The following is a 16,912-nucleotide window of genomic DNA, read 5'->3' as shown; positions in this document are numbered from 1 at the left end:
GGGGCCTTCATGTGTCCGGGGCACGGGTGGCTCGCTCGCCGAGAGGTCACGACATGCCGCGTGCGGTGCGCGGTGGTGGCGCGAACTGTCGCCTGCGGCGCCCGCAGTCGACAGTTCGTGACCACTCGGTGTCGCACCAGCGGGGCGTCGTGACCGCTCGGCTGTCGGGGTGACGCGCCGAGTGCCGGTTCGTCGAGCGGTCACGACACGCCGCGTGCGCCGCGCGGTCGTGACACGAACTGTCGCCTGCGGCGCCTGCAGCCGACAGTTCGTGACCCCTCGACGCAGGCGCTCGGGCGGGGCGCGCAGTGGGCGCGACCACAGACGGACGGGAGGCCCGGTGCCAGCTGGCACCGGGCCTCCCGTCCGTCAGGAACGCGCGTCTAGTACGTCGACGCGATCAGGTTCTCGGGGACGTCGCGCGCGGCGTCCTGGTCCACGAAGAAGACCGTGCGCTTGCGACCCTGCACGCCACCCACGGGGACGTCCTCGATCGACGCACCGGCGAGGGCCAGCCCGAGGACCGAGGCCTTCTCGGCACCGGAGAGGATCACCCAGACGCGCTGCGAGGCGTTGATCACCGGGAAGGTGACGGTCAGACGCTGCGGAGGCGGCTTGGGGGAGTCGTCGACCGACACGACGGCACGGTCGGTGACGGTGAGCTGCGGGAACTCCGGGAAGAGCGAGGCGGTGTGTCCGTCGGGACCGACGCCGAGCAGCGTGATGTCGAAGCGCGGAGCGACGGCGCCCTCGGGTGCGGCGTCCTGCAGCTCGCGCTCGTACTGGGTCGCCGCGGCCTCGATGTCGAGCCCGCCGTCCGACGCCGGCATCGGGTGGATGTTCGACGCGGGGATGTCGACGTGGTCGAAGAAGTCGGTCTGCGTGCCGATCGTGTTGCGGTCTGCGTCGTCCGCCGGAACCCAGCGCTCGTCGACCCACCAGACGTGCACCTTCGACCAGTCGACGCTCTCGCGCGCCGGCGACTGGCCGATCGCGGCGAGGACCAGGGAGGACACCGAGCCACCGCTGATCGCGATGTCGGCACGCTCCTGCTCGTCGAGCACGTCGATGATCTTGGTGATGAAGCGTGCGGCGACCGAAGCGCCGAGGGCCTGCTTGTCCGGGTGCACGAGCACCCGCCGTTCGTTGGTCACGTGACTCCCGTGTTCGTGGCGGCCGACCGGTCGTCCGACCGCCTTCGGTCCGGTCGGGCCGCCTGCACCAGACAGGCGGCCCGACCGTGTGGGGTGTTGATCAGCGGGCGATGGTCTCGCGCAGCTGGGGCACCCCGTGCTTGACGACGTCTCCGAAGAGGACGTCCGGGTCGAGTCTACGGAGTTCCTCGGCCAGGCAGTCGCGCAGGTTGCGGCGTGGCAGCGACAGGTCGTGCGTCGGCTGCCCGGGCATCGAGAGCGTGGCGACGTCCACCAGGGACCGCTCGAGCTCGATGGTGCCGGACTCGCGCACGAGCTTCACCCCGTGGATGCCGCTCGACCCCGTCGCGCGCGGCGACGTGACGACGGACACCGGCACCCGGAGCTGCAGCTGGAGCCAGGCGGCGAGGAGGATCGTCGACGGGCTGTCGGACGCTCCGGAGACCTCGACCGCGGTGATCGGCTCGTACGGCGGCTGGTCGAGCGCCGCGGCGAGCTGGTTCCGCCACAGGGTCAGACGGGTCCAAGCGAAGTCGGTGTCGCCCGGCACGTAGGACGCACCGAGCGCCTCGATCGCGCCGTTGGGGTCCTTCTGCGCGGCCGCGTCGGTGATCCGTCGCTGCGCGATGCGGCCGAGGGCCGACGCCGCGGGCTGCTCGGGAGCGGTCTGCGGCCACCAGGCCACGACGGGTGCGTCCGGCAGCAGGAGGCCGGTGACCAGGCTCTCCTCGTCGGTCGCGGTCTCGCCGTACGCACGGAGGACGATGACCTCGCTCGCACCCGCGTCGCTGCCGACGCGGATCTGCGCGTCGAGGCGGCCGGGAGACTTCGTGTCACCGCTGTTCTTCGAGACGATGATCACGCGCATCGGGTGCTCGCGGGACGCCTCGTTCGCCGCCTCGATCGCCTCTTCCTCGTGGCCGAGGGCCGTCGAGATGATGAGCGTCAGCACGCGGCCGAGGGCGACGGCGCCGCCCTCTTCGCGGATGCGGACGAGCTTCTTCTGGATCTTCGACACCGTGGTGTCGGGCATGTCGATCTTCACGGACGCCTCCAGGTCCGACCGTCGCGGGCGAGCAGGGCGTCGGCGGACGCCGGGCCCCACGTGCCGGGACGGTACTGCTCGGGCTGGCCCTGCGTGGCCCAGAACTCCTCGATGGGGTCGAGGATCTTCCAGGACAGCTCGACCTCCTGGTGCCGCGGGAACAGCGGCGGGTCACCGAGGAGCACGTCGAGGATGAGTCGCTCGTACGCCTCGGGGGATGCTTCGGTGAACGCGTGGCCGTAGCCGAAGTCCATCGTCACGTCACGCACCTGGGTGCCGACGCCGGGGACCTTCGAGCCGAAGCGGAGCGTGACGCCCTCGTCCGGCTGGACACGGATGACGAGCGCGTTCTGGCCGAGCGGGGACTGCGTGTTGCCGTAGACGTCCTCGGGGACGCGCTTGAACACGATCGCGATCTCGGTCACACGGCGGCCCAGACGCTTGCCGGCGCGCAGGTAGAACGGGACGCCCTGCCAGCGACGCGTGGCGATGTCGAGCTTGATCGCCGCGTACGTCTCGGTGCCGGACTCCGGGTTCATCCCGGCCTCTTCGAGGAAGCCGAGCACCTTCTCGCCGCCCTGCCAGCCGCCGTCGTACTGCCCGCGGGCAGTGGCGGTCGACAGGTCCTCGGGCAGGCGCACCGCGGAGAGCACCTTCTCCTTCTCGGCGCGCAGGTCGGCGGCCTTGAACGAGACGGGCTCCTCCATCGCGGTGAGCGCGAGGAGCTGCAGCAGGTGGTTCTGGATGACGTCGCGCGCCGCACCGATGCCGTCGTAGTACGCGGCACGTCCGGCGACGCCGATGTCCTCGGCCATCGTGATCTGCACGTGGTCGACGTAGTTCGAGTTCCAGATGGGTTCGTACATCTGGTTCGCGAACCGGAGCGTCAGGAGGTTCTGGACCGTTTCCTTGCCGAGGTAGTGGTCGATGCGGAACACGTCGTCGGGCGCGAAGACGCTCTCGACGATCGCGTTGAGCTCGCGCGCGGTGCGGAGGTCGGAACCGAACGGCTTCTCGACGACCACGCGGCTCCAGGAGCCCTCGCGCTTCTCGGTCAGCCCGGACAGCTTCAGCTGCTCGGTGACGACCGGGAACATCTTCGGCGGGATGGACAGGTAGAACGCGTGGTTGCCCAGCGTCCCGCGCTCGGCGTCGAGGTCGTCGACGGTGCGCTTGAGCTCGCGGAACGCCTCGGGGTCGTCGAACGAGCCCTGGACGAAGCGGATGCCCTGTTCGAGCTGACGCCAGACGTCCTCGTCGAACGGGGTGCGCGAGTGCTCCTTGACGGCGTCGTGGACGAGCTGGGAGAAGTCTTGGTCCTCCCAGTCGCGACGAGCGAATCCGACGAGCGCGAACCCCGGGGGCAGGAGCCCCCGGTTGGCCAGGTCGTAGACCGCGGGCATCAGCTTCTTGCGTGACAGGTCGCCCGTCACGCCGAAGATGATGAGCGTGCTCGGTCCCGCGATCCGGTTCAGTCGACGATCCGTCGGCAGCCGGAGCGGGTTGTGCTCCGGGGTGATTGCCACCGGTGACATGAGTCGGTGAACTCCTTACGAGTCAGTGGGAGACGGCGGACGCGATCGCCGCGGTGGCGGCGTGGACGTCCGACGTCGTGAGGGTGAGGACCGGCCGGCCGTGCTCGGCGAGGACGCTCGCGTCGCCGGCTGCCTGGGCCCGGAGAAGCTGCCCGAACGTGAACGGCCGACCCGGGATCGCCAGGTCCTCCGCTTCGTCGGCGACGATCTGCAGGAACACTCCCGTGGCGGGGCCGCCCTTGTGGTACTGGCCGGTCGAGTGCAGGAACCGCGGACCGTATCCGAAGGTGACGGGGCGCTCCGTGCGCGCCGCGATCGCGTCGCGCAGCGACTCGAGGCTGCTGTTCGTGGTTCGGTCGACGTACGCCTGCACCGACACGTAGCCGGTCGGGTCGAGTGCGGACAGGAGGCCCGACACGGCTTCCGAGAGCGTCGCACCGACCGCGAGTCCGGGCGTCGCGCGGACGGCGATGCCGTCCTCGGAGAACGCCGGCTCGGCAGGAGCGGGGCGGTCGTCGAGGAGCGCGCGGGTCGCGACCTTGGCGGCCTCGACGTCGGGCTGGTCGAACGGGTTGATGCCGAGCAGGCGACCGGCGACCGCGACGGCGTACTCCCAGACGAGGATCTGGCCTCCGAGCGTGCCGGTGATCTCGACCTCGCCCTCGACCACGTGACGCTCGTCCTCGCGCGAACCGACCAGGCGGATGACCTGCACGTCGGGCAGGCCAGCGGTGACCTCGGGGGAGTCGGCGTGCAGCACGACGGGCAGCAGACCGCGGCCGTCCTTGCCGGTCGACTCCGCGATCAGCTGTTCGACCCAGTCGCCGAAACCGACGATGTGCGTGCCGTCGGGCACGATGGCGATCTTGTCGCGCAGCGGCTCGGTGCCCGCGAGGACCGCACCGAGCACGAGCCCGGGGTTCTCGTCCAGGTCGACCGAGAGCAGCGCGGAGATCGCGTCGGCCTCGTCGAGGAGCTCCGCGATGTCCGCTCCCGCGAGCCCGGACGGCACGAGGCCGAAGGCGGTGAGCGCGGAGTAGCGGCCGCCGACCGTGGGGTCGGCGGTGAAGACGCGGTAGCCGGCGTCGATCGCAGTGGCCTCGAGCGCGGAGCCCGGGTCGGTGACGACGACGATGCGGCGGGCCGGGTCGATGCCGGCGTCGCGGAAGGCCTGCTCGTAGACACGACGCTGCGAATCGGTCTCGAGCGTCGAGCCGGACTTCGACGAGACCACGAGCACGGTGCGCTCGAGGTCGGTCGTCACGGCCGCGCGGACCTGTGCGGGGTCGGTCGAGTCGAGGACCGTGAGGGGCACGCCGGCGGTGCGCGTGATGACCTCGGGTGCGAGGGACGAGCCGCCCATGCCGGCGAGGACGACGTGGTCGACCCCTTCGGCACGGAGCGACTCGCGCAGCGCGGTCACCTCGGCGACGAGCGGGCGGGAGACCGAGACGGCCTCCACCCAGCCGAGGCGCTTCGACGCCTCGGCCTCGGCGGTCATTCCCCACAGATCGGCGTCCTGGGCGGTGATGCCCGAGGCCACCAGGTCAGCGACGAGCCGCGGGACCACCTGTTCGATGGCCCGCGCGGCGTCGCCGCTGGCTGCGATGGAAACCGTCACTACTTGGCGCCCTCGAGCGCTGCCTTGACGGTGTCGACGAGCTCGCCCCAGGAGACGTTGAACTTGTCCACGCCCTCCTTCTCGAGCAGTGCGACGACCTCGTCGTAGTCGACGCCCTGTGCGGCGAGCTGGTCGAGGACCTGCTGCGCCTGGTCGAACGTGCCGGCGATGGCGTCGCCGTGGATCTCACCGTGGTCGAACGTGGCGTCGAGCGTCTTGCCCGGCATCGTGTTGACGGTGTTCGGGGCGGCGAGCTCGGTCACGTAGAGCGTGTCGGGGAGCGACGGGTCCTTGACACCGGTCGAGGCCCAGAGCGGACGCTGCGTGTTGGCGCCGGACTCGAGCAGGCCGAGGGCACGCTCGGAGGCGAACGCCTCGGTCCAGACCTGGTAGGCGAGCTGCGCGTTGGCGATGCCGGCCTTCGACTTGAGGGCCTTGGCCTCGTCGGTGCCGACGGCGTCCAGGCGCTTGTCGATCTCGGAGTCGACGCGCGACACGAAGAAGGACGCGACCGAGTGGATCTTGGAGAGGTCGTGGCCGGCGGCCTTGGCCTTCTCGAGCCCACCGAGGTAGGCGTCGATGACGGCGCGGTAGCGCTCGAGCGAGAAGATCAGGGTGACGTTGACGGAGATGCCGGCGCCGATGACCTCGGTGATCGCCTCGAGACCCTCGAGCGTCGCCGGGATCTTGATGAGGACGTTCTCCTTGCCGACCTTCTCGAACAGGAACTTGGCCTGCTCGATGGTCTTGGCGGTGTCGTGCGCGAGGCCCGGCTCGACCTCGATCGAGACGCGGCCGTCGAAGCCCTTGGTCTCGTCGTAGATCGGCTTGAAGACGTCGGAGGCGTTCGCGACGTCCTGCGTGGTGATCGCGAAGATCGCGTCGGTGACGTCGGTGCCCGCAGCGGCGAGCTCCTTGACCTGCGAGTCGTAGCGCTCGCCCTTGGCCAGGGCCGACGCGAAGATCGTCGGGTTCGTCGTCACACCGACGACGTTCTTCTGCTCGATGAGCTCGGTGAGCTTGCCGGTCTCGAGGAGCTCGCGGGAGAGGTCGTCGAGCCAGATGCTCACGCCGACCGCGGAGAGGGCGGCGGTGGGGGTGTTCTCAGCCATGTGTTTCTCTTCTTCTTTCATCGACGGGTCCGTGAGGACCGTGAGTCGGGGTTTCGGGGACGGGAGGCCCGTGGCGGAACCGAGCCGGGCCTCCCGGAAGAAGGGCCGGATCCGGAAACCGGACCCGGCCCTTCCAGGTCAGGAAGCTGCGATCGATTCCTTCGCGGCGGCCACGACGTGCTCCGTCGTGAAGCCGAACTCCTTGAAGAGCGTCTGGTAGTCGGCCGAGGCACCGAAGTGCTCGATCGAGACGCTGCGGCCCTTGTCGCCGACGATGTCGCGCCAGCTCATGGCGATGCCGGCCTCGACCGACACGCGAGCGGTGACGTCCTTCGGGAGCACCTGGTCCTGGTAGTTCTCGGACTGGGCGCGGAACCACTCGATCGACGGCGCGCTCACGACGCGGGCGTTGATGCCCTCGGCCTTGAGCTGCTCGCGAGCATCGACCGCGATCTGGACCTCGGAACCGGTCGCGATGAGGATGACGTCCGGGGTGCCGTTGGGCGCCTCGGCCAGGATGTACGCACCCTTGGCGACGTTCTTCGCCGAGGCGAAGACCTCACCGGAGGCGTCACCCTCGCCACGCTCGAACACGGGGAGGTTCTGACGGCTCAGCGCGATGCCGGCCGGGCGGTCGGTGTGCTTGAGCATCTCGAGCCACGCGTACGCGACCTCGTTGGCGTCGGCCGGGCGGACGACGTCGAGACCGGGGATCGCACGGAGCGACGAGACCTGCTCGATCGGCTGGTGCGTCGGGCCGTCCTCGCCGAGGGCGATGGAGTCGTGGGTCCAGACGTAGATCGCCGGCGCCTGCATGAGCGCGGCGAGACGGACCGCCGGACGCATGTAGTCGCTGAAGATGAGGAACGTGCCACCGAAGGGGCGGGTGTTCCCGTGCAGGACGATGCCGTTGAGGATCGAGCCCATGGCGTGCTCGCGGATGCCGAAGTGCAGCACGCGGCCGTACGGGTCGGTGCTCCACGTCGACGTCGAGGCCTCGGCCGGACCGAAGGACTTGGCGCCCTCGATCGTGGTGAGGTTCGACTCGGCGAGGTCGGCCGAACCGCCCCAGAACTCGGGCATCAGCGGCGCGATGGCGTTGATGACCTTGCCGGAAGCGGCACGGGTCGAGACGGCCTTGTCGGTCGGGAAGACCGGGAGCGCTGCTTCGAGGCCCTCCGGGAGCTCCTTCGACTGGACACGGTCGAACAGCGCCTTCTTGTCGGCGTTGGCCGCGGCCCACGCGTCGAAGGACTTCTGCCACTCGGCGTGCTCGGCCTGGCCCTTGGCGACGGCGCCGCGGGTGTACTCGAGGACCTCGGGCGCGACCTCGAAGGTCTTGTCGGTGTCGAAGCCGAGGACCTCCTTGAGGCCCTTGATCTCATCGGCGCCGAGCGCCGAACCGTGGATCTTGCCCGAGTTCTGCTTGGTCGGCGACGGCCAGCCGATGATCGTCTTGAGGACGATGAGCGACGGCTTGTCGGTGACCTGCTTGGCGGCCTCGATCGCGGCGTGGAGCTCCTCGACGTCCTCGGAGTACTCGCCGGTCTTCTTCCAGTCGACGATCTGGACGTGCCAGCCGAGCGCCTCGTAGCGGTCGGCGACGCTCTCGGAGAACGCGATGTCGGTGTTGTCCTCGATCGAGATCTGGTTCGAGTCGTAGAACGCGATGAGATTGCCGAGCTGCTGACGGCCGGCGAGCGAGCCGGACTCGTTCGTCACGCCTTCCTGCATGTCACCGTCGCCGGCGATCACGTAGGTGTAGTGGTCGAACGGCGACTGGCCGGCCGGGGTCTCCGGGTCGAACAGGCCGCGCTCGAAGCGCTGGGCGTAGGCGAAGCCGACCGAGGACGCGAGGCCCTGGCCGAGCGGGCCCGTGGTGATCTCGACACCGTCGGTGTGGCCGTACTCCGGGTGACCCGGGGTCTTCGAGCCCCACTTGCGCAGGTGCTGCAGGTCGTCGATCTCGAGCCCGTAGCCGTGCAGGTAGAACTGCACGTACTGGAGGATCGAGGCGTGACCGGCGGAGAGGATGAAGCGGTCGCGGCCGATCCAGGTGGAGTCGCTCGGGTCGCGACGCATCACCTTCTGGAAGAGCAGGTGGGCGAGCGGAGCGAGGCTCATCGCGGTGCCGGGGTGACCGTTGCCGGCGGCCTCGACCGAGTCGGCGGCGAGAACGCGGGCCGTGTCGACGGCCTTCCGGTCGATGGCGTCCCAGGTGAATTCAGCCACTTGGATGTTGACCCTTCTTGATGCGACATGTGCGAGGGCTCGTGCCATCGCACGGACATGTGGCCATCCCGGGGCCGAGTCGTGTCGCCGTCTAGCGGCGGCCGACCGGCTCATCGCGGCCGACGTCATCGGGGCGCGCACTGCGGGAGGGCGTGTCCAGCATAGTGACCCGGTACTCAGAAGGGGTTCAGGTGACCCCCGATGTTCACACCGGGGTGGCCATCGACGGTCGATCCGGGCGTGTCGAGCGCGTCCGGATCACGCCGGGATGTCGGAGCGGGGCACCGTCGCGGCGCTTCCATCCCGTAAACTGGTCGGGACCCGTGGACATTCCGGGTCAGCGCATGCCCGGACGCCGTCGCAGTCGTCCACCGAGTGTGCGAGCTGATGCGAACAGACTGAGGTTCTCTTGCCGACTGCCACCGTGACCCGGCCCGACACCGATCGACCCCGATCGCCGCTGTCCCGCAAGGTCCGTGCGTACGTCTCGTTGACGAAGCCGCGCGTGATGGAGCTGCTGCTCGTCACCACGGCACCGACGATGTTCCTCGCCGAACGCGGCGTCCCCGACCTGTGGCTCGTCTTCTGGACGATGCTCGGCGGAGCGATGTCGGCCGGTTCGGCGTCGGCCTTCAACTGCTACATCGACCGCGACATCGACCGGCTGATGAAGCGGACCAGCACCCGCCCGCTCGTCACCGGTGAACTGTCCGACCGCGAGGCGCTCGTGTTCTCGTGGGTGCTCGGCGTCCTGTCGACCGCGGTGCTCGGCTTCCTGGTGAACTGGCTCGCCGCCGCGCTGAGCGTCATCGCCATCCTCATCTACGTGTTCGTCTACACCCTGTGGCTCAAGCGCCGCACCCCGCAGAACATCGTCTGGGGCGGCTCGGCCGGCTGCATGCCCGTGCTCATCGGCTGGGCGGGAGTCACCGGGTCGCTGACCTGGACCCCGGTCATCCTGTTCATGGTGATCTTCCTGTGGACGCCGCCGCACTACTGGCCGCTGTCGATGAAGTACCGCGACGACTACGACGCGGCCGACGTGCCGATGCTCGCCGTGGTCCGTGGCCGCACCGTCGTCGGCCTGCAGGTCGTGCTCTACGCGTGGGCGACGCTCGTCTGCTCGCTCCTGCTCATCCCGGTCGGGCACATGGGGCCGCTCTACACGGTCGTCGCGCTGGCTGGCGGCATCTGGTTCGTCGTCGAGTCGCACCGCCTGTACTCGCGGGCCATCCAGCACGTCGAGCACGTGCAGCCGATGCGGGTCTTCCACAGCTCGATCACGTACCTGACGCTGCTCTTCATCGCCGTGGGCATCGACCCGCTGCTGCCGCAGGTCTTCACCTTCTAGGCGGTCGAGCGGGCGCCCGCGCGCGCTCGGTCCGCAGGACGCCGTCGTGTCGATTCGACGCCGTCGTGTCCTGCTGACGTCGTCATGTCCGGTTGACACCGTCGTGTCCTGTTGACGCCGTCGTGTCTGCACGACGCCGCCACCCCGCCGAGACGCCGCCGAACCCGGCGGCGTCTCGTGCGTTCAGCGGCGTAGCGGCAGGACACCGGCGTCCTGCGTCGGCCACGAGGCGGCCTGGAGGCGCGGTGCGGGCCCGCCACGGGCCTCCCGTCCGGCGTGACGGCCGTCGGCCGCGGGGCGGACGCGAGTCGCTGCGTACCGCGCGTGGTGCGGATGTCGAGCGACGAAGTCGATGTCGTGCGACGTCCGCGGTGTCGTTCCGCGTCGTCAGCGCCCGCCCGTCCACGTCCGCCACAAACGCGACACCCCACGAGTCGAACGACTCGTGGGGTGTCGGAGAACGGGTGTCGAGCGCGCGACGCGCCCGGGCGTCAGGCGTCGATGGGTTCCCGGACGGCGTCTCGGCCAGCCGAGGCCCGCGTCGACAGCACCACGGCGGTCACCGCACCGACGAGCAACCCGGCGAGCACCATGTGCGTGCCGACGAGCCCGACGGGCAGACCCGTGCGCGCCTGCGTGAGGCCGACCGCGATCTGCAGGAACTCGACGACGAGCAGCAGCAGCGGCCACTTGCTCGGTCGGCCCAGGCGGACGGCTCCGATGACGAGCACCAGGGTCAGGGCGAAGAGGGCGTACGCGGGCCAGGCGTGCACGTGCTCCATGACCGCGGGGTCGAACCCGGTGCGGTGCAGACGCCCTCCGTCGACCGCGGCGTCGGCTCCGGCGTGCGGGCCGCTGCCGGTGGTCAGGATGCCGACGAGGACGGTCACGACGACGGCGGCGACGGTGCCGCGGACGACACCCGTGTACCAGCGCGGGACGAGGCGCTGAGCGGTGCGCGGGCCGTGCGTGGTGCGGTAGACCAGCGCAGCGGTGACCGAGGTGAGGGCAGCGGAGACGACGAAGTGCAGCCCGACCACGAAGGGGTTCAGGTTCGTCCAGACGCTCATGCCGCCGATGACGGCCTGCACCGGGATCGCGACGCCCTGAGCGAACGCCAGCCAGAAGAGTTCGGGGCGCGTGCGGAGCATCCGGACGACCGCGAGGAACATCGCGACGGCCACGAGCACGAGCACGAAGGTGAGCAGACGGTTGCCGAACTCGATGATGCCGTGGATGCCCATCTCCGGCGTGGAGACGAGCGAATCGGCCGTGCACTTGGGCCAGGTGGGGCATCCGAGTCCCGAGGCGGTGAGGCGCACGAGGCCCCCGGTGCCGATCAGCACGACCTCGACCACGAAGGACGCCCAGGCCAGTGCGACGACGCGACGGTCGACCACGCGGGGGAGCGACCACCACCGTCCGGTCCGGAGATCCTGCTCGACGGGGGATCCGACGCGTGTCACGAGGGTGGTGCCTTCCTGTTGTTCCGTGCAGTGAACCTGTAGGATTCGAGGGTTCAGCAGCAGTCAAGTCTAGGCAGGCGCCGGCTCCGAATGGGCCGAGATCGCCGATCACTCCACGGACTGCGTGGAACCATTGTCGTTGCGAGGGAGCAGCACCGGGTCCGCATGTCAGCGGTCCGCGGTGGAATGGCGTCCAGACGCCACGGGTTCACACCTGTAACGCTGTCCCGCGAGAAGGAAACGAGGAGACCATGTCCGACGTGCTCATCGACCGTCCCGAGCTCGAAGGGCTCGGCCAATACGAGTTCGGCTGGTCCGACTCCGACTCGGCAGGGTCCTCCGCCCGTCGTGGGATCTCGGAAGAGGTCGTCACCGACATCTCGAACCTCAAGGACGAGCCCGAGTGGATGCTGAAGAACCGCCTCAAGGGGCTGTCGCTCTTCGGCCGCAAGCCGATGCCGACGTGGGGTGCCGACCTGACGGGCATCGACTTCGACAACATCAAGTACTTCGTGCGCTCCACGGAGAAGCAGGCGCAGTCGTGGGAAGACCTCCCCGAGGACATCCGTGCGACCTACGAGAAGCTCGGCATCCCCGAGGCCGAGCGCCAGCGCCTCGTCGCCGGTGTCGCCGCCCAGTACGAGTCCGAGGTCGTCTACCACCAGATCCGCGAGGACCTGGAGCAGCAGGGCGTCATCTTCATGGACACCGACACGGCGCTCCGTGAGCACCCGGAGCTGTTCGAGGAGTACTTCGGCACCGTGATCCCGGCCGGCGACAACAAGTTCGCCGCGCTGAACACGGCCGTCTGGTCCGGTGGCTCGTTCGTCTACGTCCCGAAGGGCGTCCACGTCGAGATCCCGCTGCAGGCGTACTTCCGGATCAACACCGAGAACATGGGCCAGTTCGAGCGGACGCTGATCATCGCGGACGAGGACTCGTACGTCCACTACATCGAGGGCTGCACCGCCCCGATCTACAAGTCCGACTCGCTGCACTCGGCCGTCGTCGAGATCATCGTGAAGAAGAACGCCCGCGTTCGGTACACGACGATCCAGAACTGGTCGAACAACGTCTACAACCTCGTCACCAAGCGTGCGATCGCACACGAGGGCGCGACGATGGAGTGGATCGACGGCAACATCGGGTCCAAGGTCACGATGAAGTACCCGTCGATCTACCTCGCCGGCGAGCACGCCAAGGGCGAGACGCTCTCCGTCGCCTTCGCGGGCCCCGGCCAGCACCAGGACGCCGGCGCGAAGATGATCCACATGGCGCCGTACACCACGTCGTCGATCGTCTCGAAGTCGATCGCCCGTGGTGGCGGTCGTGCGGGCTACCGCGGTGAGGTCCGGGTCGACCCGGCCGCGCACCACGCCGCCAACACCGTGCGCTGCGATGCCCTGCTGGTCGACACGATCAGCCGGAGCGACACCTACCCGGCGATCGACATCCGTGTCGACGACGTGCAGCTGGGGCACGAGGCCACGGTCTCGCGTGTCAGCGAGGAGCAGCTCTTCTACCTCATGTCCCGCGGCATGGCCGAGGACGAGGCGATGGCGATGATCGTCCGTGGCTTCATCGAGCCGATCGCCCGCGAACTCCCGATGGAGTACGCACTCGAACTCAACAAGCTCATCGAGATGAGCATGGAAGGATCCGTCGGCTAGATGTCCAGCACCACCCCTCCCCACATCGACCAGCCGATCGAGCCCGCTGCCGCCGCGCAGGGCGGCACCCAGCACGGCGCCGGAGCCCACTCCGACGGCGGCTGGGACGCCCCCGACAAGAAGGTGCCGGTCCAGACCCGCTCCGAGCGGTTCCAGTCCGGCGACGTCGAGGCGTTCCCGAAGGTCACCGGCCGAGAGGTCAACTGGAAGTTCGCGCCGCTCGCCAAGCTCCAGCCGCTGCTGGACGGCGGACTCGACGGATCCGCCTACCCGTACCTCGCCCGCCAGTCCGAGGGTGCCGACGTCGAGTGGGGCCGCAGCGACGACCCCCGCGTCGGCTCCGCCGGCCTGCCCGAGGACCGCGCCTCGGCCGCAGCCTGGTCCGCGCGTGACGCTGTCCTGGCGATCACGATCAAGGCCACCGAGGCGCACGAGTTCATCACCGTGACCCGCTCCGACTTCGGGTCGCAGCCCCGCGCTGCGCACACGGTCATCACGGCCGAGCCGAACGCCCAGGGCATCGTCGTGCTCGACAACCGCGGCAGCGCCCTGCTGAGCGAGAACGTCGAGATCGTCGCGCAACAGAATTCGCGACTGACCGTCGTCAGCCTGCAGGACTGGGACGACGACGCGGTGCACGTCTCGACCCACTTCGCCGAGGTCGGCCGTGATGCCTTCCTCAAGCACGTCGTGGTCTCGCTCGGCGGCGACGTCATCCGGGTCAACCCCTCGACGCACCTCGGTGCGCAGGGCGCCGACACGGAGATGTACGGCGTGTACTTCGCCGACGCCGGCCAGTACATCGAGCAGCAGGTCTACGTGAACCACGACGCGCCCAACACGCGCGGTCGGGTCAACTACAAGGGCGCGCTGCAGGGCCAGGGCGCGCACACCGTCTGGATCGGTGACGTCCTGATCGGCCGCGCCGGTGACGGCACCGACTCGTACGAGCAGAACCGCAACCTCGTGCTGACGGACGGCACCCGCGCCGACAGCATCCCGAACCTCGAGATCGAGACGGGCAACATCGAGGGCGCCGGCCACGCGAGTGCGACCGGTCGCTTCGACGACGAGCAGCTGTTCTACCTGCAGTCCCGCGGCGTCCCGGAAGAAGAAGCCCGGCGCCTCGTCGTGCTCGGCTTCCTGGTCGAGGTCATCCAGAAGATCGGTGCACCCGAGCTCGAGGAACGCCTCATCGCCGCGGTCGAGCAGGAGCTGGCCGAGGGCCGTTCGGTCATCGCCGCACCGGCCGAGGCGGGCGACGCACAGGCCGCCGCAGTGCAGTCCGACGGCGCGGAGGCCACCGCCTGATGGCCGAGAAGGTCTGCGCCGAAGCCGACATCGCGGTGGACAGCCCGATGCGGGTGGTCGTCGGCGGCACGGCGGTCGCGATCGTGAAGGACTCGTCCGGCACGGTCCACGCCATCGGCGACACCTGCACGCACGGCGACATCTCGCTGGCCGAGGGCTTCGTCGAGGGTGACTCGCTGGAGTGCTGGGCCCACGGGTCCCGCTTCTCGCTGGCCACCGGCAAGCCGCAGAACTTCCCGGCCTACGAGCCCGTCCCGGTCTTCCGGGTCGAGGTCCGCGACGGCGACGTCTACGTCGACGTGCAGGACGTCGTCCCGGTCGACTGAGCACCCCCAACACTTCCCGCGGCTGACGCCGCACACAGCTGCAACCGAAGGAACGCAATGTCCACTCTGGAAATCCGTGACCTCAAGGTCTCGATCGACACCGATCAGGGCACCAAGGAGATCCTGAAGGGTGTCGACCTCACCATCAACGAGGGCGAGATCCACGCGATCATGGGGCCGAACGGCTCCGGCAAGTCCACCCTGGCGTACACGATCGCCGGTCACCCGCGGTACAACGTCGTCGGTGGCACGATCACCCTCGACGGCGAGGACGTCCTCGCGATGAGCGTCGACGAGCGTGCCCGTGCCGGCATGTTCCTGGCGATGCAGTACCCGGTCGAGATCCCCGGCGTCACGGTGTCGAACTTCCTCCGCACCGCCAAGACGGCGATCGACGGCGAGGCTCCGGCGCTCCGTGGCTGGATCAAGGAACTCCGCCAGTCGATGGCCGACCTGAAGATGGACTCGTCGTTCGCCGAGCGCAACGTCAACGAGGGCTTCTCCGGTGGCGAGAAGAAGCGCCACGAGATCATGCAGCTCGAGCTGCTCAAGCCGAAGTTCGCCGTCCTCGACGAGACCGACTCCGGCCTCGACGTCGACGCGCTGAAGATCGTCTCCGAGGGCGTCAACCGCGCCAAGGCCGCGACCGGCCTCGGTGTGCTGCTCATCACGCACTACACGCGCATCCTCCGCTACATCAAGCCGGACTTCGTGCACGTGTTCGTCGCCGGCAAGATCGCGGAGCAGGGCGGCCCCGAGCTCGCCGACCGCCTCGAGAACGAGGGCTACGACCGCTACGTGCAGGTCGCCGCCGCCGAGGCGCAGGCCTGATGATCGCCGCACTCGCTCCCGACAAGTTCGACGAGGTCGTCGAGGGCCTGAAGGAGGTCCAGGACCCGGAGCTCGGCGTGAACATCGTCGACCTCGGCCTGATCTACGACCTCGCCTGGGACGACGACGCCAACGCGCTCGTCATCAGCATGACGCTCACCAGCGCCGGCTGCCCCCTGACCGACGTCATCGAGGGTGACACCGCGAACGCCCTCGACGGCATCGTGGACGCCTTCCGGATCAACTGGGTCTGGATGCCGCCGTGGGGTCCGGAACGGATCACCGACGACGGACGCGAGATGATGCGCGCCCTCGGGTTCGCGATCTAGTCGCGACCCACTACGGACGGGAGGCGCGGTGCCAGCTGGCACCGCGCCTCCCGTCCGTCTGTGCGCATGCCACGCGCCGCTGAGTGGTCGCGACCATCCGCTCAGGTTCGCCGAGTGGTCACGTTCTGTCGGCTGACAGCGCTCCAGGCGACGGAATGCGACCACTCGGCGTCTGGACGGCGGGGAGTCGTGACCGACCGCCGGGCCGGTCACCTGCGCTGGACGCAGAACGGCCCCGCACCGATCGGTGCGGGGCCGTTCTCGTGCCAGGCCTCAGCGACGACCGACGGCCTTCCACGCGAGCGGCAGGATGCCGGCGGCGATGAGGGCCTTGGCGATGCCACCGACGATGAACGGGTACAGGCCGGCGGCGAGCACCGACTGGACGTCGTTCGGGGCGCCGAGCTGGCCGAGCGCCACGGCCAGGTACGGCAGGCCGGTCACGAACGGGATGGCACTCGCGAGCAGCATCGCGACCGCCGCGCGACCGACGTGGCGGTCCCAGTTGCGGCGGGCGAGCCAGCCGACGAGCCCGGCGGCCGGGATGAAGCCGATGACGTACCCGAAGCTCGGCAGGGCCAGGGCCTGCAGGCCGCCCTGCATGTCGGCGAAGAACGGGGCACCCGCGAGTCCGGCGACGGCGTAGACGAGCAGCGAGAGCATGCCGCGACGTGCGCCGAGCGTCGCGCCGACGAGCACGACGGCGAGCGTCTGCCCGGTGATCGGGACCGGCCACATCGGGACCTCGAGCTGCGCCATCGCGGCGGTGAACAGGGCTCCGCCGGCGACGAGGGCGGCGTCGGTGGCCAGCCCGTGCGTGCGCAGACGGTCGGCGAGGACTGCGCGGGGAGCGAACCCGGTGGCGTTCGTCATGGATTCTCCTAGAATGGACTGCTGGTTCCGTTCGGAACCATCGGTCCCGTCAGCGT

At 69.3% G+C, this 16,912-nt stretch carries 14 protein-coding genes; 6 read left to right on the top strand and 8 right to left on the bottom strand.

Annotated elements, in window-relative coordinates; all coding sequences use genetic code 11:
- Nucleotides 1-383: 383 nt before the first annotated feature.
- The 6 genes from pgl to tkt form a co-directional block, all read right to left on the bottom strand.
- Nucleotides 384-1,154: a 6-phosphogluconolactonase gene (gene pgl, locus DEJ20_RS10235; protein WP_027465685.1), complete on the bottom strand. Its 771-nt coding sequence runs from the start codon at nt 1,152-1,154 to the stop codon at nt 384-386.
- Nucleotides 1,155-1,254: 100 nt separating this feature from the next.
- Complete coding sequence (locus tag DEJ20_RS10230; protein ID WP_071244913.1) at nt 1,255-2,199, bottom strand: glucose-6-phosphate dehydrogenase assembly protein OpcA; 945 nt, start codon at nt 2,197-2,199, stop codon at nt 1,255-1,257.
- Nucleotides 2,196-3,734: a glucose-6-phosphate dehydrogenase gene (gene zwf / locus DEJ20_RS10225; protein WP_027465683.1), complete on the bottom strand. Its 1,539-nt coding sequence runs from the start codon at nt 3,732-3,734 to the stop codon at nt 2,196-2,198. The genes DEJ20_RS10230 and zwf overlap by 4 nt, the downstream gene beginning before the upstream one ends.
- A 22-nt stretch (nt 3,735-3,756) precedes the next feature.
- Nucleotides 3,757-5,355, bottom strand: coding sequence for a phosphoglucose isomerase-related protein (locus DEJ20_RS10220; protein WP_111235013.1), 1,599 nt, complete (start codon nt 5,353-5,355; stop codon nt 3,757-3,759).
- Entirely contained in the window at nt 5,355-6,467 is a 1,113-nt protein-coding gene (tal, locus tag DEJ20_RS10215; protein ID WP_071403753.1) for a transaldolase, read from the bottom strand. Before tal ends, DEJ20_RS10220 begins: the two co-directional genes overlap by 1 nt.
- A 138-nt stretch (nt 6,468-6,605) precedes the next feature.
- Nucleotides 6,606-8,699, bottom strand: coding sequence for a transketolase (tkt, locus tag DEJ20_RS10210; RefSeq protein ID WP_111235012.1), 2,094 nt, complete (start codon nt 8,697-8,699; stop codon nt 6,606-6,608).
- Nucleotides 8,700-9,123: 424 nt separating this feature from the next.
- Between tkt and DEJ20_RS10205 the strand changes: the two genes are divergently transcribed.
- Nucleotides 9,124-10,050, top strand: a complete 927-nt coding sequence (locus DEJ20_RS10205; RefSeq protein WP_111235011.1) for a heme o synthase — start codon at nt 9,124-9,126, stop codon at nt 10,048-10,050.
- Nucleotides 10,051-10,541: 491 nt separating this feature from the next.
- Here the strand turns inward: DEJ20_RS10205 and DEJ20_RS10200 are convergent, their stop codons facing one another.
- Nucleotides 10,542-11,516: a COX15/CtaA family protein gene (locus DEJ20_RS10200; RefSeq protein WP_111235010.1), complete on the bottom strand. Its 975-nt coding sequence runs from the start codon at nt 11,514-11,516 to the stop codon at nt 10,542-10,544.
- A 251-nt stretch (nt 11,517-11,767) separates the two neighbouring features.
- Here DEJ20_RS10200 and sufB point away from each other — a divergent pair, with 251 nt between their 5' ends.
- The 5 genes from sufB to DEJ20_RS10175 are packed head-to-tail and all read left to right on the top strand — an operon-like array spanning nt 11,768 to nt 15,983.
- Complete coding sequence (sufB, locus tag DEJ20_RS10195; RefSeq protein WP_071403757.1) at nt 11,768-13,186, top strand: Fe-S cluster assembly protein SufB; 1,419 nt, start codon at nt 11,768-11,770, stop codon at nt 13,184-13,186.
- Nucleotides 13,187-14,497: a Fe-S cluster assembly protein SufD gene (gene sufD, locus DEJ20_RS10190; RefSeq protein ID WP_111235009.1), complete on the top strand. Its 1,311-nt coding sequence runs from the start codon at nt 13,187-13,189 to the stop codon at nt 14,495-14,497.
- Nucleotides 14,497-14,823 carry a non-heme iron oxygenase ferredoxin subunit gene (locus DEJ20_RS10185; RefSeq protein ID WP_372496365.1) on the top strand — a complete coding sequence of 109 codons (327 nt, stop codon included), beginning with the start codon at nt 14,497-14,499 and terminating at the stop codon, nt 14,821-14,823. Before sufD ends, DEJ20_RS10185 begins: the two co-directional genes overlap by 1 nt.
- 57 nt (nt 14,824-14,880) lie before the next feature.
- Complete coding sequence (gene sufC, locus DEJ20_RS10180; protein WP_071403760.1) at nt 14,881-15,654, top strand: Fe-S cluster assembly ATPase SufC; 774 nt, start codon at nt 14,881-14,883, stop codon at nt 15,652-15,654.
- On the top strand, nt 15,654-15,983 hold the full coding sequence (locus tag DEJ20_RS10175; RefSeq protein WP_017887270.1) for a metal-sulfur cluster assembly factor: 330 nt from the start codon (nt 15,654-15,656) through the stop codon (nt 15,981-15,983). Before sufC ends, DEJ20_RS10175 begins: the two co-directional genes overlap by 1 nt.
- Nucleotides 15,984-16,256: 273 nt before the next feature.
- On the opposite strand, the gene DEJ20_RS10170 is transcribed toward DEJ20_RS10175, so the two are convergent.
- Complete coding sequence (locus tag DEJ20_RS10170; protein ID WP_111023032.1) at nt 16,257-16,856, bottom strand: biotin transporter BioY; 600 nt, start codon at nt 16,854-16,856, stop codon at nt 16,257-16,259.
- Nucleotides 16,857-16,912: the final 56 nt, after the last annotated feature.

The sequence above is a fragment of the Curtobacterium sp. MCSS17_005 genome, from assembly GCF_003234225.2.
Lineage (GTDB): Bacteria > Actinomycetota > Actinomycetes > Actinomycetales > Microbacteriaceae > Curtobacterium > Curtobacterium flaccumfaciens.
The sequence above is the reverse complement of the archived record's forward strand: the minus strand, read 5'-3'. Positions and strand labels throughout refer to the sequence as shown.